This window comes from Microbacterium oleivorans NBRC 103075, from assembly GCF_001552475.1.
Lineage (GTDB): Bacteria > Actinomycetota > Actinomycetes > Actinomycetales > Microbacteriaceae > Microbacterium > Microbacterium oleivorans.
In genome coordinates, this window is record NZ_BCRG01000007.1 from 24,961 (window position 1) to 45,681 (window position 20,721).

Annotated in this window: 18 protein-coding genes, 1 tRNA gene and 1 pseudogene; 8 read left to right on the plus strand and 12 right to left on the minus strand. The window is 64.8% G+C overall.

What is annotated here, in order from left to right; all coding sequences use genetic code 11:
- Positions 1-33 precede the first annotated feature (33 nt).
- The gene (locus tag MO1_RS08260) at positions 34-432 is read left to right on the plus strand and encodes a nuclear transport factor 2 family protein (protein WP_060915771.1); all 399 of its coding nucleotides are present in this window, start codon (positions 34-36) and stop codon (positions 430-432) included.
- A gap of 28 nt (positions 433-460) precedes the next feature.
- On the opposite strand, the pseudogene MO1_RS08265 reads toward MO1_RS08260, so the two are convergent.
- Positions 461-1,047 (minus strand): annotated as a pseudogene (locus MO1_RS08265) (1-acyl-sn-glycerol-3-phosphate acyltransferase).
- Between the two features lie 327 nt (positions 1,048-1,374).
- Between MO1_RS08265 and MO1_RS08270 the strand changes: the two are divergent.
- The gene (locus MO1_RS08270; RefSeq protein ID WP_255209247.1) at positions 1,375-1,869 is read left to right on the plus strand and encodes a hypothetical protein; all 495 of its coding nucleotides are present in this window, start codon (positions 1,375-1,377) and stop codon (positions 1,867-1,869) included.
- 388 nt (positions 1,870-2,257) lie between these two features.
- Here MO1_RS08270 and MO1_RS08275 read toward each other — a convergent pair whose 3' ends face one another.
- The 3 genes from MO1_RS08275 to MO1_RS08285 all read right to left on the minus strand — a co-directional run bounded on the left by MO1_RS08275 (position 2,258) and on the right by MO1_RS08285 (position 7,809).
- Positions 2,258-6,226, minus strand: coding sequence for an NACHT domain-containing protein (locus tag MO1_RS08275; RefSeq protein WP_157526394.1), 3,969 nt, complete (start codon positions 6,224-6,226; stop codon positions 2,258-2,260).
- Between the two features lie 336 nt (positions 6,227-6,562).
- A complete protein-coding gene (locus MO1_RS08280) occupies positions 6,563-6,967 on the minus strand; it encodes a DUF6375 family protein (protein WP_060915774.1) in 405 nt (134 codons plus the stop codon).
- A complete protein-coding gene (locus MO1_RS08285) occupies positions 6,967-7,809 on the minus strand; it encodes a radical SAM protein (RefSeq protein WP_217995487.1) in 843 nt (280 codons plus the stop codon). Before MO1_RS08285 ends, MO1_RS08280 begins: the two co-directional genes overlap by 1 nt.
- Before the next feature lie 959 nt (positions 7,810-8,768).
- Here MO1_RS08285 and MO1_RS08290 point away from each other — a divergent pair.
- Both MO1_RS08290 and MO1_RS08295 read left to right on the plus strand, forming a co-directional pair.
- Positions 8,769-9,926 (plus strand): tyrosine-type recombinase/integrase, encoded by a 1,158-nt coding sequence (locus tag MO1_RS08290; RefSeq protein WP_060915776.1) that lies wholly within the window; start codon positions 8,769-8,771, stop codon positions 9,924-9,926.
- Positions 9,927-10,171: 245 nt separating this feature from the next.
- Positions 10,172-10,411: a DUF2188 domain-containing protein gene (locus MO1_RS08295; protein WP_060915777.1), complete on the plus strand. Its 240-nt coding sequence runs from the start codon at positions 10,172-10,174 to the stop codon at positions 10,409-10,411.
- 270 nt (positions 10,412-10,681) lie between these two features.
- Here the strand turns inward: MO1_RS08295 and MO1_RS08300 are convergent.
- From MO1_RS08300 to MO1_RS08305, 3 genes are all read right to left on the minus strand, one after another.
- Positions 10,682-10,754: transfer RNA gene (locus MO1_RS08300), tRNA-Lys, on the minus strand.
- Positions 10,755-10,793: 39 nt separating this feature from the next.
- Positions 10,794-10,970 carry a glycine zipper domain-containing protein gene (locus MO1_RS14760; protein ID WP_164739606.1) on the minus strand — a complete coding sequence of 59 codons (177 nt, stop codon included), beginning with the start codon at positions 10,968-10,970 and terminating at the stop codon, positions 10,794-10,796.
- Between the two features lie 119 nt (positions 10,971-11,089).
- A complete protein-coding gene (locus tag MO1_RS08305) occupies positions 11,090-11,767 on the minus strand; it encodes a fasciclin domain-containing protein (protein WP_060915778.1) in 678 nt (225 codons plus the stop codon).
- Between the two features lie 228 nt (positions 11,768-11,995).
- Here MO1_RS08305 and sigK point away from each other — a divergent pair, with 228 nt between their 5' ends.
- The 4 genes from sigK to MO1_RS08325 all read left to right on the plus strand — a co-directional run bounded on the left by sigK (position 11,996) and on the right by MO1_RS08325 (position 15,289).
- Entirely contained in the window at positions 11,996-12,583 is a 588-nt protein-coding gene (gene sigK / locus MO1_RS08310) for an ECF RNA polymerase sigma factor SigK (RefSeq protein WP_060915779.1), read from the plus strand.
- Positions 12,580-13,362, plus strand: coding sequence for an anti-sigma factor (locus tag MO1_RS08315; protein ID WP_036313539.1), 783 nt, complete (start codon positions 12,580-12,582; stop codon positions 13,360-13,362). The genes sigK and MO1_RS08315 overlap by 4 nt, the downstream gene beginning before the upstream one ends.
- Positions 13,363-13,434: 72 nt before the next feature.
- On the plus strand, positions 13,435-14,073 hold the full coding sequence (locus MO1_RS08320; RefSeq protein WP_060915780.1) for a hypothetical protein: 639 nt from the start codon (positions 13,435-13,437) through the stop codon (positions 14,071-14,073).
- A gap of 331 nt (positions 14,074-14,404) precedes the next feature.
- Complete coding sequence (locus MO1_RS08325; protein WP_060915781.1) at positions 14,405-15,289, plus strand: aminodeoxychorismate lyase; 885 nt, start codon at positions 14,405-14,407, stop codon at positions 15,287-15,289.
- A 275-nt stretch (positions 15,290-15,564) separates the two neighbouring features.
- Here MO1_RS08325 and MO1_RS08330 read toward each other — a convergent pair whose 3' ends face one another.
- The 5 genes from MO1_RS08330 to MO1_RS08350 form a co-directional block, all read right to left on the minus strand.
- Positions 15,565-16,374 (minus strand): type IV toxin-antitoxin system AbiEi family antitoxin domain-containing protein, encoded by an 810-nt coding sequence (locus MO1_RS08330; protein WP_060915782.1) that lies wholly within the window; start codon positions 16,372-16,374, stop codon positions 15,565-15,567.
- 276 nt (positions 16,375-16,650) lie between these two features.
- Complete coding sequence (pstB, locus tag MO1_RS08335) at positions 16,651-17,430, minus strand: phosphate ABC transporter ATP-binding protein PstB (protein WP_036313546.1); 780 nt, start codon at positions 17,428-17,430, stop codon at positions 16,651-16,653.
- 28 nt (positions 17,431-17,458) lie between these two features.
- A complete protein-coding gene (gene pstA / locus MO1_RS08340) occupies positions 17,459-18,550 on the minus strand; it encodes a phosphate ABC transporter permease PstA (RefSeq protein ID WP_036313547.1) in 1,092 nt (363 codons plus the stop codon).
- Positions 18,550-19,512 (minus strand): phosphate ABC transporter permease subunit PstC, encoded by a 963-nt coding sequence (gene pstC / locus MO1_RS08345; protein ID WP_036313549.1) that lies wholly within the window; start codon positions 19,510-19,512, stop codon positions 18,550-18,552. The genes pstA and pstC overlap by 1 nt, the downstream gene beginning before the upstream one ends.
- 75 nt (positions 19,513-19,587) lie before the next feature.
- A complete protein-coding gene (locus tag MO1_RS08350; protein WP_036313551.1) occupies positions 19,588-20,700 on the minus strand; it encodes a phosphate ABC transporter substrate-binding protein PstS in 1,113 nt (370 codons plus the stop codon).
- Positions 20,701-20,721: the final 21 nt, after the last annotated feature.

Below are 20,721 nucleotides of genomic sequence, written 5' to 3' on the forward strand. Positions count from 1 at the left end.
GCGCTCGCCGCACGCGTCAGCGAGCCTGAGGCCATGTGGGATCGCGAGGCAGCGGCGGTAGCCGCCAACGACTGGATCGGTCGATACGTCCGTGCGTGGGGGACCAATGACCCGGACGACATCCGGTCTCTGTTCACGCCAGATGCGGAGTACCGCGACGGCCCCTCGACCAAGCCATGGATCGGCCACGACGCCATCCTCGCGGGTTGGCTCGGTCAGAAGGATGAGCCCGGCACATGGTCGTTCGAGCATGAGCTCACGGCGGTCGACGGCGACATCGCGATCATCCGCGGCCGGACCAGCTACCCGGGCGCAACGACGAAGAGTCGGCTGTACGACAACCTCATGGTCATCTGTTTGGCGGACGACGGCCGCGCGAGGTCGTTCACCGATTGGTATGTGACACCGCACACGGCGGAGACAGACGAGTAGGACCTCTCGTCGCCGGATTCAGCTGCGGCTAAGCCGAGGCTGCCGGCCGAGGATCGCCCTCCTCGCGCAAGCGAGGCTCGACGCGTCGATCAGGACGCAGCCCCGACTTGTCGGAGTAGAACGCGCGAATGGCATCCATGTCCGCGCCGACGTCGCCGGTGAGCGTGAGTGTCGGCCCCAGTCCGGTTGTCATGGTCCTGCGATCCACGTATCCAAGCGTGACGGCGAGGTCAGCCTCTCGGGCGATGCGGTAGAAGCCCGATTCCAGTGTCCGACGCCGCCGCGCGTGCCTTCGGGCGTCACCACAAGGCCGAAGACCTCGCCGTCGCGGATGCGGCGGACGAGAGCGTCGACCACCCCGGCGGGGTTCGCTCTGTCGACCGGGATGCCGCCGATCGAGCGCATCAGCGGGCCGCGCCAGCCGCGAAAGAGGCTCTCCTTGCCCAGCCAACGGAAGCGCATCTTCAGGCGCCACGCGATCGCCAGCATGAGCACGAAGTCCCAGTTGGAGGTGTGCGGCGCCCCGAGGACGACGGTGGGTCGGGTCGGTGCGGGCTCGGTTGCGAGCGTCCATCTGCTGAACGTCCAATAGACCCGGGCGACGAGGCGGAGCATTCCGCAACCGTAACGCTCCCGCGCGCTCTCCGGACGCAAGGGGCGCCGGGTCAGCTCCCAGGTTCCCGAGGTATCCTGATACCGATAGGCGGACTTCTCATTCGTCTCGCCCCGGCTGTGTGGTAACAGTCGGGGCTTTTTCTTGCTCAAGCAGACCGCTGCTACGAGCGCAGGCAGCCGCCCGTCACTCAGCCGAGGGATCGTCGGACTTCTTCAGTCGCTTGAGCTTCGACAACGGCCTCCGCTTTCACTGCACCCTCGGCCGATCCTGGTTCGCGGGTAACGTGGCGCCCTATGAGCCGACGCCCGATGTGGACTGCCGCTGTGATGCTCGCCGTGTCGACGGTGCTCGCGGGGTGTGTCTCCACGACCGATCTGGACGATGACGCGACGACGACTCCGCCACCGGCGACGCCTTCTCCTACGGCGTCCGCCCCCAGCCCTCCCGCGCCGGTCGATGGCGACTATGCGGTGCCCGGCGTCGCTGACGACGAGCTCTCGCGGATCACATTCGTCGCCGAGGGGGCCGATGGCGTTTCTGAAGGCGAGGCGACCGTCTCGGGTGTGGTGGAGGCCGGAGAGCGGTACGTGATCGACTTCGATTGCAGTCCGTCGACTGCTCGGGTGACGCTCGAATGGGCCCCGGCTCCCGCCGCTGGCGAGGAACCGGCCAATCCCGTTGGGCCGACGTCCGTCACTCAGGATTGTGGCGCGCCCGGCGGGATCGAGGGCATCGCCTACGACGCGGACACCCTCGTGCAGCTCAAGATATTCGCGGATGAATTGAACGCGGGCTGGGCCGTCCTCCGCCCCGGCGGGTGACAACAGAGGTGGGCCCCGTGGGGCTCGAACTCGGCCGATAGGTCATCAGCCGGGTCGTGTTCGATCAGGATCGTTGAAATTCCGCGCTTCGAAGAGTCAGCAGGATCAGGGTGAGCCCGGTCTATCAGAGCGAGTGTTGTCACTGTGTTGTCACGACCGCCTGTTGCTGGCATCCCCTACTGTCTCCACACTCACAGCACCACGCGCTCGCTGACGCGCTCGCGCTGAGAACAGCTCCGGGTTGGCATCTCGTCGAACAGGCGGCTGATGGTCGAGGGACATTCGCCGGCCTCCTCTCGGTACAACCAGCTCGCGGGCTCCGCGACCTCCCGTGAGGTACTCGTCGAGTACGCGGAGCGGCTGGGATTCCGACGTCATACCTATTCCGTCATCCGGACGAAACTATTCGATGGGTGCGCCACACGTTTGCATGGTCTTGGTAGATCCGACGAGCGCCGTCTGGGATTCGCTCTGGCCATTCGACGCGTATTTCTCGTTCGCCCCAACCAAAGGTTACGACCGCTCTGCCCCCCGTGTACATCTGCAGGACGTCCTCACGGACGTATAGAAGGTGGCCATCGAAACCTTCTGGAGCGGTGAAGCTCATGGCTGCGACCCGGCCCCCTTCGTCCACTTGATTGAACCCAGCGGGCGCCGAATGTAGACGCGACATCTGGGACAGCCGTTGACTTGGGACGTAGGCGAATGCCTGGTTCTCGGAGCTATTGTGCGTCTCCCAGGCGTAGCTGTGGGCCACCGACTCAAACTCGAGCGGGATCAGCTCGGCGAATTTGTTCCTTCTAGCAGGCGTGTCACTCGCGATCAGCCGATCCAGAACGTCCTGCGCGTAGCCTAGGGCTTCCGTCAGATCCTCTGCTGTAGTGGCGTTCGGATCGCTACCATCGTCATCGACGCGACTTGGTGCAGATATCTTCTGGCCATCTATGTCAACCTTCGGAACGCGGATGTCATCGATATAGGGATCCTCATAAGCGTGAGGATCGTCCCATCCGTCGTCTTTGCTCGCAATCGGGTCAACGGTGCCCGTTCCCGCGATGTCATCGCCCGAAGTCACCATCCGCGCGTGCCACGGAATCTCTCCGGCAAAAAGGTAATGCGCCGATGGAAGGTCAATTAGGTCCCGACCAGGGTGGTCTTTCGTTGACCACCATCTCATCATCGCCTCAAGGTCGTTCGGGTCGAGCGCGACGGTGTTGAATAATCCAAACCCGCCACGCTTCGCGACCCTGTCTTTCACGGTGAGTTCAGCGTGGATGAGGACCCAAGGGCCAAACTCGCCCGCAAGCGAATCGCAATACAGTAGTTCCTCCGGAATCGCGGTCTGCTCCTCGACAAGCCAATCATTGTCGTCCGCTGGAGTCGCGCTGACCCAGCTAGGTATCGGAAGAGGGAGGGGAGGAGAGGGCTGAGGGAAGGATGGGTCTATGTCCACTTCGAGCCAGTTCATGCGCTCCCCTCGAGCGCGCAACATTCCAGAGACCGTGTAGAACCCGATCCACCCGTACTTCTTCCCGTACCGCTCGACCCGGCCGGGGTTCCCGTCCTGGTCCTGCCGCGCGAGCATTTGGTCGAGCGACGCGAACTTATCCTCGCGCCATCCGAGGTCGTAGACGATGCCGAGCACCTGATCGATTGCCTCGCGATGACCTTTGTGCTCATAGTCATAATTGGCGCGGTCGTCGAATAGTCGTCCTATTGTGTAGTTCCCAAAATCCATGTGGATTGTTCGCTGGACCTCTGCATGCCGCTCGTCTTTCTCGGGGAGTGCGTCGGGGAGCGCCCCCGGGGCAAAAGCGATGCCGTCCGTCGCCTCCGGTGGAACTGACTCGGGATAGTGTTTCAGGCTGAACTCAACGGTGCCTGCGACGTAGTAGCGGGTTAAGCGATGGAAAGTCGGCGCGATGGGGGCAGTGCCAGCAGTCAACTCCGTAAGGTCCCGGAGATATTTGCCGAGTTGCCCTTCGAACTGTTCGTCCTTCAGCTGATGCGCTGTCGCAACTCCGTATGCGGCTGCCGTCGCGCGCTCGCCCACATATGCATCGTTGATCTGTAGCGCGCTCGCGGCGAGCTCAAACAGATCCGGGGGAGATTCACGGCCGAACCAGTACAGTGCTGCGGTTGCCGCATCGCGAAGATCTCGAACTGTGCTTGTCAGCATCCACATGAACCACCGGGCACGTAGGGCATCCGATTCACCCCGCTCCGAAGTAGCCTGCCAGCGCGCTGTCCACGACCGGACATCTTCGATGGCCCCGGAGACGGCTCTCGTTTGACCCGGTCGCGAGGAGGACGATTTGCGAAGCCACTCAGTCCAGGTCAAGTCACGGTCAGCGACGGTCATCGATCGAAGCGCGGAATCTGTGAACATTGCATTAAAAGGGTGATCCGGAACAGCTCGAACTGCTCGCAGCCGGAACCAGAAGTCCTGTCTCCTCGCTAGCTGCGGCAGATTTTCCCCCCAGGCGTGAAGAGTGGCGGCGTCTATGTCGCCTACCTCAAGGTCCGTTACTCGCAGAAGTGCCGCATCGAGTAGTTCGTCGGTGATGCTCGCCCACAAATGCCCCAGTCCGCTTCGGGGCAACACGAACACCAGCGCATCAAAGACGTCTACTGCGAGAGGATGGAGTTGATCGACAGAGCCGCTGAATCGGGCGACCATGTCTGGGGACTTCAAAGATGCCGCAAATGCCGCGCCCGAGGTCTTGGCCATTGCCGAGGCGATGATGTAACCAGCGAGGAGGTCGTATACGACGGCCACGACCAGTTCACCGCTGCCACCCGCGGGTGCCGGGTCCGTACCGCCCGCGACCTCGGATGTCTGACGGATTAGCACGCCCTCCTCTTGGAGGGCGTTGAGGACTGTGTCGTCCCAACGCTTGTTTGTGTCCTTAAACAGTTCTTTCACACGGGCCTCGCTGACCTCGCGTGCGCTGGTTTCCCACAGCTCGACTCCGAGGGCCACCAATGCGTTACCGACGTCCTCAGCGCGGATTCGTGACTTCGTCAGGGTCTCGATCCGCGCGGCAACACTGGTCAAGTACTCGCCGAACATCGAGTTAAGTGAGATCGCTCGCCCCACTAGTCGAACTCGCTGTTCTCGGGTCGGATTCGTGACGCTACAGAAGATTCTCAACGCGATCGGGTGATCGAACCGTTCGTATGGAAGGTCTATACCTGTCGCATCGATGTTGAAGTGGTTGAAGTAGGCCTCGACGGCATCGTTGACTCCGTCGCCGAAGCCGGACAGGACCACCGAATCAGTCACCGACACGGGAATCGACCTGTCAATAAATGTTGACCTGAGGGTGCAGACAAGGAGGACCGACGGGTAGTCCTCGAGGAGGACGAGGGCCCTCTCGAGGAGGGATTTCCACTCGCTAGGGTCTTCGGCCTCGTTGAGTCCGTCTATCACAAGAGGCAAGCGGCACTGGGCGCGCGCAGCAGCGGCGTCGATAGCCGCAAGCAAAGCCTCGAAGGTCTCGATCCTCTTCCCGTTGAGGGTAACTCGTCCCGCGAGGTCATCGAGATCGTCGCGACTTCGAAGCTGACGTCCGAATAGAAGCACTCCTGCGGGGCGTGTTTCGGTCGAGCTGGCAATATTGGCAGCAAGCTGAGTCTTCCCGTAGCCGGCGTCGCCGGTCACCGTCACACAACGAACAGCCATCTGACTAAATACGTCCTTGGCAACGGCGGCCGCGCGTCGGGTGTGGATCACCAAATTGGTGCAAGCCAGAGCTGCAGGGTGATTGGCGGCGCGAAGCCTGCGCAGGGCGGTCGGCGCTAACGACGGAGGATTCGGCACTACGGCCTCACCGAGCTCGCGCCAGGTGTGATCCCCACCGGGAGTCAGGTGTTCGTGCGCGTCGTGCAGAAGCTGCCGCAGCGTTTCGGCGGTCTCAAGGAGTCGATCGAGATCCTCTTGGATCGACGATTCGAGAGGGACCTCGGCGACGGCGATCGAGATGATCTTTGAAAGCCGGGTTATCTCCGACCCAACCGCATCAAGGTGGTGCCATGCTCCCGGCTCTGCGAGCATCCGTCGGAGTGTTGACTCGGCCTCAGAGACCTGGTGAACCTCGGGGAACCAGCGCTCTCGAACATCGGCCAATGCGAGCTCATTCATCTTGGCCAGTCGGTCTGGGGTGAAGATCAGATCGCCAAAGTACGTCTGACGCAGCAACTCAGCATCACCCGTTAGCAAGTTGCCGAGATCCTCCGCGACTTGGTGATCGAGCGTTAGGTCAGTTGGTAGATCGCGCCACCAAGGCTCGTCAATTGGCGCGAGCGGCCGCCGAGTGCAGAGCACCCAATCCGTGAGCCCGGGAATGTGGATCACCGACTTGGCTAGAGAATCCGTGACATCGTGCTTTCGTGTCAGGCCGATCGTGCGACCAGTGCTGACCTCCCACCACTTGGTCTGCCAACCGAACCATTGGCCAGCACTCCCTAGTGCGCAGTCAGAAGTGAGTTTGAGGTGAAACTCAACTCCGGGCTGTTGGGCTCGCGCTTGAAAAGTCCCGAATCTGCCATATGTGCGTCGGATTACGCCGCGCCACAGAAGCTCGAAGTTCGCTGTCTTGTCACCGGGTAAGTCCTCAAAACGCGCCCAATTGAGATCGATCATCGTGCGGCTTCAATCCGGTCGCACTGTGCGTTGCGCGCCTGCGCGTGCTCACTCATCACTTGCACCGTCGGTCTGATCGTGCATCGAATAGATCTCTACTCGGGCGCCCTTTGCAATCAGGACCTTTATGTACGCCAGCACCTCGATTTCGTCCGTTCGGACAACTACGTCAGAGTCTCGCGCCTCGACTTGCGCGTCGTAGAGGAGCTGCTCTATGTCGGCATGGCCGAGGCTGTGCACGCCTGTACCACTCATCGCCTCTAGTAGCCGATCGCTGAACAGCTCGGGGGGTGCACCGTACTCCAGTCGGCCATCTGCGTGGTCGAGCTCGGCGGCGCCAGTAAGAACTGCGATCGCCTCCCTCGCTTTGAGCGCGTCGCTTGCAGTCAAGAAGTGACCGATCAGCTCGAGATTCATCGAATGCTCCGTACCATAGCCGTGCCAGATTTTCATTACGCCCCCATGCGCTCGAGTCGCGCCAATGCGGCCATTACACCGTCTTCGTCGACAGGGACCCCGCGTTCCGCGTACGACGATCTCCGAACGGTTCCCGTCGCATCGATGTGAGCGTAGGACCGGAGGCCCACCTCGTGCTGAAGCGCTCTCGCGAGGGGAGCACCGATCTCGGCGTTCTCCGAGGTGGCGAGCGGAACCGGGCCCGAGTATCGACGAACCCAGCTCTCGAGCTCGCGAAGCGTTGCTTGCTGGACGCCGCCTGCTGTTTTCGTCGGCTGTTGCGGAAGCAGCAGGAGCTCGGCTGCTCCGTACTCAGAAGCGAGAGACGCAATCCCATCCAGATCCTTAATGGTCTCCTCGTTGATCACTGTGTTGATGCCCCATCTGAAGTCTGCTGCGATCAGCCGCAACGAGTCGCGTAAGCGCTCGAAGCTACGACCTCGTAGCCTTTCGTAGGTGTTCGTTGTGCCATCGACGCTGACGCGAACGAAGTGCACAACGCCACTAAGGCGTGATGTGAGCGCAGCATTCCATCGCAGCCCGTGGGTCGTCATGGTAACCGCGAGATTCGTGTTCTCCGCCATGTACTCGCACACGTCGGGAAGGTGCCTGTACAGAGTCGGCTCACCGCCGCCAAACCCCACTCCAAGCGCTCCAGCCAGGTCGAGCTCACGGACCCAGCCCAGAAGACTCTCAACTCCCAGCACTGCTCGATGCTTGGGTGCATAGCAGTAGGTGCACGCTAGGTCGCACGCGTTCGTCAATGCGATGGACACCTGCCGCGGAGCGGCTGACCAAGCGCGCTCGGGAACCTCTACCTCATCAAGAAGGAGGTTCATGCCTGACCAGCGGTCGAAGAGATGCGCACCGTCCGGGCCAAAACGGACTTTCACTGAATATCTCCGATCGTCGGGATCAGCGTATGCAAATCTACCCAGGTCGGCGGTGGGATCCTCGACGGCGGAAGGAGTTCTGTTCCGATCGTCCGCCGTGAGCGGCTAGCGGTGAAGAATCTTGCCGTGTTTTTGAGTAGGAACTGAATCGGGGGTGACCACCGCGTGCGCCGCCGGGTCGTTCGGTGAAGCCAATGCGACGCGTGATGCGCTTACAGCGCGGGCGCGCCGAACGTGTTGGCGCAGCAGTCGGCCTTCGTCAGATTCACGCGCGAATGCCGCGACTCGTTGGCGACCCAAGTCTCGGCTCTCCGTCCGCATCCGCGTGACGGATACGATCGAAAGAATCTGGGAAGGAGACTCCTGAATGCACGCAGGCACTTATCAGTGGGGCCTGCGGATGCGTTGTGGACAGGGGACGAGAATGACAACCTGGTTACGTGGTCCGAGGGCGCAGAAACGCTAAGAAGACGGCAGCTCAGGAGCATCAAGCGGCCGAGGAAGCTCGCGTTGAGACGGAGCGTGCCGACGCTGAGAAGCGGGCGCGCCGAGCCGTCCGCGCCATCACGAAAGCGGGCGGTGAACGCGGAGCGCTCGAGCAGCTGAGCCGCGTATCTCGAGAGATCGAACGTCTTCATCGTGAGGAGCAGGAGCTACTCGAAGAACGTGACGCACTTGTCGATGGGCTGCGCTCGGCGGGCCAAAGCTGGAACGCGCTCAGTTCGCGAACGCGACTCAGCCGTCAGGCGCTGATGAAGCGAGCGGCTCAAATGCCGGCCGGCAATAGCTGACGGTCTTCTCCACAGACGCCGGCTCGGCAGATATGCACAATCTCGCGGTCAGCCTGCGAAAACGGCGACGCCGACCTATGGTGCGAAGCAAAGCTCCGAGAAGGAGGGCCTCGTATGGGAAGCATCCACGCGTACACGACGGCATCCGGTTCACGGCTCTATCGAATCGCGTACCGGCGGCCGGACCACTCTCAGACTAACGAGCGCGGCTTCCGGACGAAGCGAGCCGCCGAGCTCCGACTCGCAGAAGTCGAACTCTCGAAGCATCGCGGCGACTACGTCGACCCGTCGGAAGCACGAATCACGGTCGGCATGATCGGGGCCTCCTGGATCGACTCCCGCTCCGGCGACCTCAAACCGTCGACGCGACGCACGATCCAGTCCGCTTGGCGCATCCACGTCGAGCCGAAATGGGGCGACCGGCAGATCGGATCGATCCGCCACTCGGAGATCCAGATCTGGGTTGCGGCGCTCTCCAAGACTCACAGCGCCACGACGGTCCGACGATGCCACGAAGTCCTTGCCAGTGTGCTCGAGGTCGCCGTCCGTGACCGTCGGCTCGCGCGAAACGTCGCTCGGGATATCAAGCTGCCGAGGAAGGTTGGGAAAGAACGCGCGTACCTGAGCCACGCGCAAGTCGCACAGCTCGCGGCGATCGCGAAGCATCCCGACCTTGTCGCGTTTCTCGCGTACACGGGTCTTCGCTGGGGAGAGGCGACTGCGCTTCGCATCAAACATGTCGACACGGTGCGCCGCCGCGTACGCGTCGAGGAGAACGCGGTGGAGGTCGGGAGCCAGGTGATCATCGGGACGCCGAAGACGCACGAGAAGCGGCAGGTGCGTTACCCGGCGTTCCTCGCGCCGACGATCGAGCACCTCGTGGCCACGCGCCCGCGCGATGCGTTGCTCTTCGGTGACGGTGATCACTTCATCCGCCGAGCCAAGTCGACGACTGGCTGGTTCAACAGCGCGGTCATGCAGATCGTTCGTGAGACACAGGAGCGAATCGACGCGGCAACGGGCATGGAGGAGCGACCGCCCGAGTCGTTCCCGCGGGTGACGCCACACGACCTCCGCCACACTGCTGCATCACTCGCGATCAGCGCCGGCGCGAATGTCAAAGCCGTGCAGCGGATGCTCGGACACGCCTCAGCGGCAATGACGCTCGACACCTATGCGGATCTCTTCGATGACGATCTCGATAATGTCGCCAACGCGCTCGACCGGGCCGCTGAGAGCACGGGGATTAAAGATGTGCTGAACGCGTCGTGATGAGCGATTGCCTGAACGCGAACCAATTGGGTCGCCCTCGAGCTCGCGGGCCCTCGGGCCTTCGGCCCCTCCCGCCTCGGCGCTTCCAGCCCACATGAGTCCGGTCCCTAGGCGGCGCGATGCCGGATTGTCGTTGACGGGCTCTCAGGATTCGCGCAGCGGGCCTCGGCGTGTCGGAATCTGCTGAACCCGCGAGATCGGTCAATGGTTGTCATGAGTCAAGACTCCGGAAGGAGGTGAGAAACATGGCACACGACAACAACAGGCACGTCGTACCGAATCAGGGCGGTGGGTGGGACGTGGTGAAGCCGAACGCACAGCGCGCGTCGTCGCACCACGACACCCAGTCTGACGCGATCAACCGCGGACGGCAGATCGTCGGCAACGCGGGTGGTGGCGAGCTGAACATCCACGGCCGCGACGGCGCGATCCGCGCAAAGGACACGATCGCTCCGGGGAATGATCCTCGCAATATCAACGGCTGAGCATTGATCAGCCTGCGGGGCCGGTTGCCTAGGGGAAGAGGCGACCGGCCCTATCTACTAGAACGCGGATCTCCCCGCGATGGACGCCCCGCGAACGATCGAGCTAGTTGGGGGACTGGGGGATCGATTAGGCGGTCGGCTCACGAGGGCGGTTGCGTGTGACCGCGCGCGCTCGAGGTGTTGTCAGGTTGTTGTCACGCTGTTGCCAGCAGGTGTTTCCAGCATCCCAAATTCCCCGAAAAAGCAAAGGTTCTGACGCTGTATCAGAGGTGGGCCCCGTGGGGCTCGAACCCACGACCCGCGGATTAAAAGTCCGATGCTCTACCGACTGAGCTAGAGGCCCTCAGTGATCCAGCCTAATAGGCGAGGGCCGCGGCATCCGTCACTTGGTGCTCTTCTGCGAGCTGAAGAGGATGCCGAACATGATGCCGAACGACAGGCCGAACGCGGCGCCCAGGCCGATGTTGTCGAGGAAGAGCATCCCGGCAATCGCGCCCCCGAGCATCCCGAACGCGATCCACAGTCCGAACGTCATTCCCCGCATGTCCTTGTTCGCCATGCCTCGACGCTACGGAGAGCGGTCCGCCCGCGGCATCCCCCGAAAGGAGGAAACACAAAGAGGCGGCGCCGCCGAAGCCCGCAGAGCTTCGACGACGCCGCCGGTCAAGAAGACCGTGATTACATCGGGGGCATCAGCACCGAGTCGATGAGGTACACGGTCGCGTTCGCGGTCTGGACGCCACCGCAGATGACCTTGGCGTCGTTGACCATGAGCTCGTCGCCCGAGCCGGTGACCTTGAGGTCCTGGCCCTCGACGGTCTTGTGGGTGCCGTCGATCTCGTCAGGCGCGATCTGGCCGGGAACCACGTGGTAGGTGAGGATCTTCGTCAGCGTCGCGGAGTCGGTCTTCAGACCCTCGATCGTGTCGGCGGGGATCTTGGCGAACGCCTCGTCAACCGGGGCGAAAACGGTGAACTCGTCGCCGTTGAGCGTGTCGACGAGGTTGACGTCGGGGTTCAGCTGGCCGCTGACTGCAGCGGTGAGCGTCTTGAGAAGCGGGTTGTTGGATGCCGCGACCGCCACCGGGTCCTTGGCCATGCCAGCAACCGAGCCGTCGCCATCCGGAACGGCGGATGCATAGTCAGCGCAGCCGGGGCCGACGAGGTTGGCAGCGGGGTCCATCGAGGGCGACGAGGCTTCGGGTGATGCCGACTCCATGGGAGCCTGCGACTGGGTGCCGCCCTCGCTCATGTTGCCACCCTCGGGTGCAGCGCTCGACGAGCAGCCGGCGAGGGCGAACGCGCCGGCCAGCGTCAGAGAGAGTGCTGCGGTCATCTTCTTCTTCGTGCTGAGCATGATTTCCTCCATGTGTTGGGACCGCCCTCTGCGGCGGCGATAACAGGTCTTCGGAACCACTAGGCAAACGGATTGCACATCTGCCGAGATTTCTTCCGACCGGTCTTTTCGAAGCCCGTCTCAGCAGGAGTCGCGAGGTCACGAATCGCTCTCGATCTCCTTTCCCCACAAGGGATTCCCGCCCCGTCATCCAGGTTCAGGAGGGGAGGGATGGCATGCTGGGGAGCAATGGTTATCGACGGTGTAGAAGTCCCCGAGGACGGGCAGTCGGCAGATCATGCCGGCGAGCTCCTCCTCCGCATCGCCGACGGCGATCAGGTGGCCTTCGCAGAGCTCTACGACATGTTGTCTTCCCGTGTGTTCGGTCTGATCAAACGGGTCCTCGTCGACCCGTCTCAGAGCGAAGAGGTGCTGCAGGAGGTCTTCTTGGAGATCTGGCAATCCGCTTCCGGCTTCGCTCCGAAGAAAGGGCAAGGAAGAAGTTGGATCCTGACGATGGCTCATCGTCGGGCAGTCGACCGGGTTCGCGCGTCGCAGTCCAGCGCGGATCGGGACGTGCGTGTCGGAGTTCGGGACGCATACACACAACAAGAAGGCATTGCCGAGCAAGTCGAGCTGAAGATCGAAGGTCGTCGCGTTGTTCGCGCTCTTCGGACTCTGCCCGACGCGCAACGCGAAGCACTCACCCTCGCGTATTTCGGGGGGTACAGCCAAAGCGAAGTCGCGGCTCTCCTCGGAGCGCCGCTCGGAACGATCAAGACACGCATGCGTGACGGATTGAACCGCCTACGACAGGAGATGGGGGTGGCACTGTGAACGAAAACGAGTTCGCTGAACTCTCGGCAGGACATGCCCTTGATGCGCTGTCCGTCGAGGATGAACAGGCCTATCAGCAGGCGTTGGCCGCTCACCCCGAATGGGCAGAGCTCGTCGACGCGGACGCCCACGTCGCCGGCTTCCTGGCCGAAGGCACGGGAGAAGAGGCGCCGCCGATCGACGTGCGCGCACGACTGCTCGCCCAGATCAACGCCATGCCGCAGCGGATGCCGGCCCCCGTCGACTCCGCTGCCGAAACCGCCCCCGAGCCCGAGCTCGCTCTGGCTGGCCCGCCGACCGAAGCAGTACAGTCCGTGCAGCGTCGCAACTGGACGCGCGGACTCTTCGCCCTCGTCGCATCGGCCGCTCTCCTCGTCGGCATCGGCTGGGGTGTCGGATCGCTCGTCGAGCAGGCCCGCACCCCGATCTCGGTGCAGGCTCTCGAACAGATCCAGGCCGCACCCGACGCTCAGACCGTCACCGGTCAGTTCGCCGAGGGAGGCGAAGCGGTCCTCCACTGGTCCGCGGAACTCGGCAAGGTCGTCCTGACGACCGACGAGGCTCCCAAGCTCGCCGACGATCGCACCTACGAGCTCTGGTTCGTCCGCGGCGACAAGCCCATCCCCGCCGGCACCTTCGACGATTCCGGCGAGGTCACCGCTCTTCTCGACGGAAGCTTCCAGCCCGGCGACGTCGTCGCGGTCACGGTGGAGCAGGCAGGCGGTTCGCCCGACGGCCAGCCGACCACCACGCCGATCATCGCGATCCCGACGGCCTGACGGTCATTCGTTCAACACCCCGCTTCGGCTTCGGCCGGGCGGGGTGTTGTCGTGCGGGGGTAGCCTGGAACGATGTCCGACGCGTCTCGCGACTTCCACAAGCCGGTCCGTCGCTCACCCGATTCGTTCGACCGCAACTTCGCGGCGGACGATCCCGCTGAAGCCAGCCGCGTGGCCCACGCCACGGCATCCGCTCTGCTCTCCCGAGTGCGCGAGCAGCCGCACGACGAGGTCATCAACCGGCTCGTCACCTTCGCCGACGCGCACGGCATCGCGACGATCGCCGAACTCTGGGCTCACTCTCCCGCGCGGTCGCTGCCGGGCGCACTGTGGCGGCTGTACCTGCTGCAGCTGATGATCCACGACGATGCGACGACGGCGGCACTGCTCTATGAGCGTGGGCGCACGCGCCTATCGTCCGCGGATGTCGTCATCGCGGGCGCTCCGGCTCCGGCGAGCCCGGATGAGCTCGTCTCGCTCATCGACCTGATCCTGCGCGGAGTGTTCGCGGGCGACTTCGCGCTGGCCCTCGAACGCGCCGCGGCGTTCTCTCGTGTGGTGTCGGCCGGGGCGACCGACCTCGCAGACGATTACGACACGAGCGAGCCGACGCGAGCCTCGCAGTTCACGACGCGGGCGCTGCGCCTCGACACGTACGCGGGCGACCTCACGGCGGCGGCAGCGCTCTGGCGACGCGACGGTCTCACCTGATCCTGCGGGTGGGTACGAAAGTGCCGGGCCGCAGAACGCCTCTCGGCGCGTGGCCGCTCGCAGCGGCTGAAGATGGAGCCCGGGGTTACTGCGGCCCGGCTAGAAAAGTGTAACGGAGCCGCTGCCGAGGTATTCCGGTCGGCGCGAGATTCTGCTTCGTCCGGGCGTGTCGGGATCCCGCCGCGTGCGCGGATGCAATGGATCGGCGGCGACACGCGGCATCCTTGGGCTGATGGGCTGATGGGCTGATGGGCTGATGGGCGGTGTGTCGCGTGAGATCTATCGCATCGCGCGACGGGGCGACGCGGGATGCCGCGCGTAGGCTCAGGGCATGGCCTGGCTCTTCGCGCTGATGATCGACCCCGCGGCATCCGACGATGTCCGCACCCACTTCGCCGACACGTTCGCCGAGATCGACCCGTCCGCTCCCGCGCTCACCGTGGGGGAGCTCAGTACTCAGCGCGGCGACGGCATCTTCGAGTCGATCGGCGTCGTCGACGGACACGCCCAGGAGGTCGAGCCGCACCTCGCTCGCCTCGCCCACTCGGCTGAGATCTGCGAGCTGCCTGCCCCGAACCTCACTCAGTGGCGCGAGGCGATCCGTCGCGCGCAGGCGGCGTCGGGGGAGGGGGAGGCGGTCATCAAGCTGATCCTGAGCCGCGGCGTCGAGCACGGCCCCACCCCGACCGCGTGGGTCACAGTGGCGCCGGCCGCGGATTTCTCGAAGCCCCGCACCGAGGGCGTCGCCGTCGCCGTCCTCGATCGCGGGTACAGCATCGACCTGCCCGGGCGTGCGCCGTGGCTCCTGTTGGGCGCCAAGACGCTCTCGTACGCGGTGAACATGGCCGCGATCCGCGAGGCGAAGCGTCGCGGCGCCGATGACGCGGTCTTCGTGAGCTCGGACGGGTTCGTCCTCGAGGCGCCGACCGCGTCACTCATCATCCGGCGAGGGGACACGTTCGTGACCCCGGCGCCGAACGGCGGCATCCTTCACGGCACCACTCAGTTGAGCCTGTTCGACCACCTCGCCGAGCAGGGTTTCGAGACCGCGTACGAAACCCTGCCCGTCTCGGCACTGCACGAAGCGCATGCCGCCTGGCTCGTCTCAAGCGTCCGCCTCGCCGCCCCGATTACCGCCGTCGACGGGCGTCCCCTTCCGCTCGACGCCGAGCTCACGGCATCCTTCAACCAGTACCTCCTCAGCCCGCGCGACTGATTTGGCTGTCGGGCGTCGCCGGATGCAATGGATCCCCCCGGCACACCGCCTGACCAGCTCGGGATGCCGCGTGTCGCCGCCGATCCATTGCATGCGCGTACCGGTGAGGCGCGGCACGGCGCTCGCGGTGAGACCGGTCAGCCTTGGCCCGCAGTCGCGGCCCCGGCATCCCTCGCTCCGTCAGCGGATGCAATAGTCCTGCCCCGACACCCCGCCGATCCGCCTTGGGATGCCGCGTGTCGCCCCCGATCTCTTGCATCCGCGTTCACGCGAGCTCACATCCCCGCGAGTGCCCCGAGGATCGCGCGCTCGACCATGTCCCAGTCGTGCACGATCAGCGCGTAGTCGAACCGCAGGGTCACGTAACCCCACATCGCCGCATTGGCGTCACGGACAAGGTCCTTGTGCCGCAGCGATGGCCCGTCATGGTTGTCGCGCCCATCGACCTCGATGATCAGCCGGTCGCCGATCAGCGCGTCCACGACGCCCACACCGGCCATGCGCACCTGGGTCTGCACCCGCAGCCCGAGGGCCCGCAGTCGCCACCGCAGCAACGACTCGAGCCCGCTGTCAGCGTCGTCCCGGCTGAGTGCGAGCGCGTCACGCCCGTCCGCGTTCAGGTTCCGGCTCAGCCAGCGCATGTCGTCGCCGTCGAGCAGCTCCTGCCGCCGCGCGGATTCCAGCGCGACGAACAACGCCTCACCGCCGTGGCACGTCAGGATCTGACGCAGGATCCTCGCCAGCGACGGTTCGCAGCGGTCCTCCGCGGGACCGGTGGCATCCCAGTGCTCGGTGCAGTCGCAGGGATGGTCGTACGTGCGCTGCCCGGGCCGCATCCAGACATGTGGCATCCGATCGTCGTCCAGCACCCAGAGTCCACGGTGCCGCGCCGCCGTCACGCACGCCAGCACCCCGCCGTGCTTCGCAGCCAGGCGAGCTTCCGCGCACGTCTCGGGCCACGCATACACCCCGATCCGCATCCGCACGAGCTCTCCGGACCGCAGTGCTCGCTGCACCCGCCGCTGCGACCACCCGGCATTCAGCAGCTGTCGCAGACGGACGATCGGATGCCGGAGCTCGCACATACTGCGAGCCTCGCCCGCTCTCTACCCGCCCGGCACGCACCCGGCGATGGTGGGGGACAACCGGCATCCCACTCTCGCGGGGGAGAAGTCCACGGATGCAAGAGATCCGCCGCGACGCGCCGCTCCTCAGGCCCGGGATGCCGCGTGTCGCCCGCCATCTATTGCATTCGCACACACCGCGCACCACGCGGCACAGGCCACGCGCCACACCGCCCCAAACCAGAACGAGGGACACCACGCTCCCGCGCAGCATCCCTCGTCCCCGAACTACGGGCTTTACCCGAAGCGGCCCGAGACGTAGTCCTCGGTGGCCTGCACGGACGGCTTGGTGAAGATGGTGCCGGTCTCGTCGTACTCGATGAGCTTGCCGGGCTTGCCGGTGCCGGCGATGTTGAAGAACGCGGTCTTGTCGGAGACGCGCGACGCCTGCTGCATGTTGTGCGTGACGATGACGATCGTGTACTCGCTCTTGAGCTCCTGGATGAGCTCCTCGATCGCGAACGTCGAGATCGGGTCCAGGGCCGAGCAGGGCTCGTCCATCAGCAGGACGTCGGGGGAGACGGCGATCGCGCGCGCGATGCACAGGCGCTGCTGCTGACCGCCGGAGAGGCCGGAGCCGGGCTTCTCGAGCCGGTCCTTGACCTCGTTCCAGAGGTTCGCACCGCGCAGCGACTTCTCGACGAGCGCGTCGGCGTCGGACTTCGAGATGCGCGAATTGTTGAGCTTCACGCCCGCGAGGACGTTGTCGCGGATCGACATCGTCGGGAACGGGTTCGGTCGCTGGAAGACCATGCCGATCTGGCGGCGCACGAGTACGGGGTCGACGCCCGTGCCGTACAGGTCCTCGCCGTCGAGCAGGACCTCGCCCTCGACGCGCGCGCCGGGGATGACCTCGTGCATGCGGTTGAGGGTGCGCAGGAAGGTGGACTTGCCGCAGCCGGAAGGGCCGATGAAGGCGGTCACGCTGCGGGGCTCGATGTCGAGGGAAACGCCCTCCACGGCGAGGAAGTCGCTGTAGTAGACGTTGAGGTCGTTGACTTCGATGCTCTTGGACACGTCGGGTGCTTTCTGTCGGATGCCGCGCTCAGCGGCCGAACTTGGGGGCGAACTTCTTGGCGACGAAGCGCGCAACGAGGTTCAGGGCCATGACGATGATGATGAGGGTGAGCGCTCCGGCCCAGGCACGCTCGAGGGCGGCCGGGATGTTCGTGCCGGGGTTCTGGAACTGGTCGTACACGAAGACCGGCAGCGTCATCATCGGGTTGTCGAACGCGTTCACGTTGAGCGACTGGGTGAACCCGGCCGTCAGGAGCAGCGGCGCCGTCTCGCCGATGACGCGCGAGATCGACAGCATGATGCCGGTCGTGATGCCCGCGATGGATGTCGGGAGGACCACCTTGACGATCGTCAGCCACTTCGGGACGCCGAGCGCGTAGGCCGCTTCGCGCAGCTCGTTCGGAACGAGGCGCAGCATCTCCTCGCTCGAGCGCACGACGACGGGGATCATCAGCACCGAGAGGGCGAGCGAGCCCATGAAGCCGGTGTTGAGACCGGGACCGAACAGCAGCGCGCACACCGCGACGATGAACAGACCGGCGACGATCGACGGGATGCCGGTCATCACGTCCACGAAGAAGGTGATCGCCTTGGCGACACGGCCTCGGCCGTACTCGACGAGGTAGATCGAGGTCATGAGGCCGATCGGCACCGAGATGAGGGTCGCCCAGCCGGTGACGATGAGCGTGCCCCAGACCGCGTGGATGGCGCCGCCGCCCTCGCCCACGACGTTGCGCATCGAGCTGGAGAAGAACAGCGGGTCGAAGCGGGCGATGCCGTTGACGACGACCGTGAACAGCAGCGAGATCAGCGGCAGGAGGGCGATCGTGAAGGCGATCGAAACGAGCACCGTCGCGAGGCGGTCGGCGGCCCGACGCCGGGTCTCGACGACGCTCGACAGGATGACGAGCGCGATGGCGAAGAGGACGACACCGACGAAGACGGCACCGGCGATGTTGAAGTCCGCGACGTCGCCGCGGCTGTTCATGATGGCGAAGACGATCCCCGAGAGGACGAGCGCGCCGGCCAGCAGGGCCCACGGCATCCACTTGGGGAGCTGCCCTGCGGTGAGCGAGTTGCCCACGGGCGTCCGGGTCTCGGAGCGGGTGAGGGTGGTCATCAGTTCGCTCCAGAGAACTCGGCGCGGCGGTTGACGACCCACCGGGCGATCGCGTTGACCGCGAAGGTCACGATGAAGAGGATGAGGCCGGTAGCGATGAGGACGTTGACGCCGTCACCGTAGGCCTCGCCGAAGTTGAGGGCGATGTTTGCGGGGATGGGCGTCGGGTTGCTGGAGTTCAGCACCTGGAAGGTGACGGCTCCCGTCGCCGACAGCACCATCGTGACGGCCATGGTCTCGCCGAGCGCACGGCCGAGGCCGAGCATTGCTCCCGACACCATGCCGCCGCGGGCGAAGGGGAACACGGCCATGCGGATCATCTCCCAGCGCGTCGCGCCGAGCGCGAGAGCGGCCTCCTCGTGGAGGACGGGCGTCTGCAGGAAGACCTCGCGCGTGATGGCGGTCATGATCGGGAGGATCATCACCGCGAGCACGAGGGATGCCGTCAGGATCGTGCGCCCGCCGGGGGAGACGGCGCCGGCGAAGAAGGGGATCCAGCCGAAGTTCTCGTTCAACCAGACGTAGAACGGCTGCAGGATCTGCGAGAAGACGAGTGCGCCCCAGAGGCCGTAGACGACGGAGGGGATGGCCGCGAGAAGATCGATCACATAGCCGAGCGCCGAGGCGAGTCGGCGCGGTGCGTAGTGCGAGATGAAGAGGGCGATGCCGATCGCGAGCGGCGTCGCGACGACGAGCGCGATGACGGATGCCCAGAGCGTGCCGAAGACGAACGGCCACACGTACTGCCAGAAGGGCTCGCCGTTCAGGAACTGCGTCTCGTCGGGGTTCGCCGTGAAGGCCGGGATGCTCTCCACGATGAGGAAGAGCGTGACCGCGGCGAGGACGATGAGGATGATGATGCCCGCGCCCAGCGCGGTGCTCGAGAAGACGAGGTCGCCACGTCGGCGCATCGGCCGAGGGGCGGTGTCCTGGTCGGCGACCAGGTCGGGGGTGGGGGGCATCGCAGTCCTCGGGTTGGAAGCGGGGCGGACGTGAGTGCTGCTGGTGGCCCCGAAGGGCCACCAGCAGCGAGGGTCTTACTTCTTGGCGCTGATCATGTCGATCGCGGTCTGAGCCTTCTCAGCGACCTCGGTCGACAGGGGGGCGGAGCCGGCGGCCTCGTTCGCGGCCTTCTGGCCCTCTTCGCTGACGATGTACGAGAAGTACGCCTTCACGATGTCGGCGGTGTCGGCATCCTCGTACTGGGCGCAACCGATGAGGTAGCTCACGAGAGCGATCGGGTACGAACCGGCGGGAGCCTTGGCGGGGTCGACGTCGAAGACGAGGTCACCGCCGTTGCGGCCCTCTTCCAGCGGCGACGACGCGACGAGCTCGGCAGCGGCCTCGGAGGAGAACGGCACGAAGTCGTCGCCGACCTTGACGGCCGCGGAGCCGAGGTCACCGACGCGCGAGGCGTCGATGTAGCCGATGGTGCCCTTGCCGCCGGTGACCGTGGCCTCGACACCCGAGGTCTGCTGCGCAGCCTCGGAGCGCGTGGTCTTGACGGGCCAGGCGTCGTCGTCCTCGTACGGCCATGCGTCGGGGGCGACCGAGGCGAGGTAGGCGGTGAAGGTGCCGGTGGTGCCCGACTCGTCGCCGCGGAAGACGGGCGTGATCGCCAGGTCGGGGAGCGTGACGTCCTTGTTGAGGTCAGCGATCGCCGGGTCGTTCCACTTCTCGATCTTCTCGTTGAAGATGTCGGCGATGACCTCGGGGGTCAGGTTCAGCTTGGTGATGCCGTCGAGGTTGAAGACGACCGCGACCGGCGAGATGTAGGCGGGGACCTCGATGATGTCGGCGGTCGCGCACGCGCCGAACTTGCCGGCGGCGATCTCCTCGGCCTTGTAGGCGCGGTCCGAGCCGATGAAGTTGCTCGAACCGGCGATGAAGTTGTCGCGGCCCGTGCCCGATCCGGTCGGCTGGTAGTTGATCGTGACGTCCGGGTTCGCCTTCTGGAAGGCGGCGGTCCATGCCTGCTGGGCGGCGCCCTGCGAGGATGCGCCGGTCGCCTTGACGGTGCCCGACAGAGCGCTGCCGCCGTTGGAGGACTGGCCGCCGGCGGGAGTTCCCTCGTTGGCCGCGCAAGCGGAGAGCGACAGAACGGCAACGGCTGCGACAGCGCCTACGCGGGCGATGCGGTTGAGCTTCACGTGTGATTTCCTTCGGGTGAT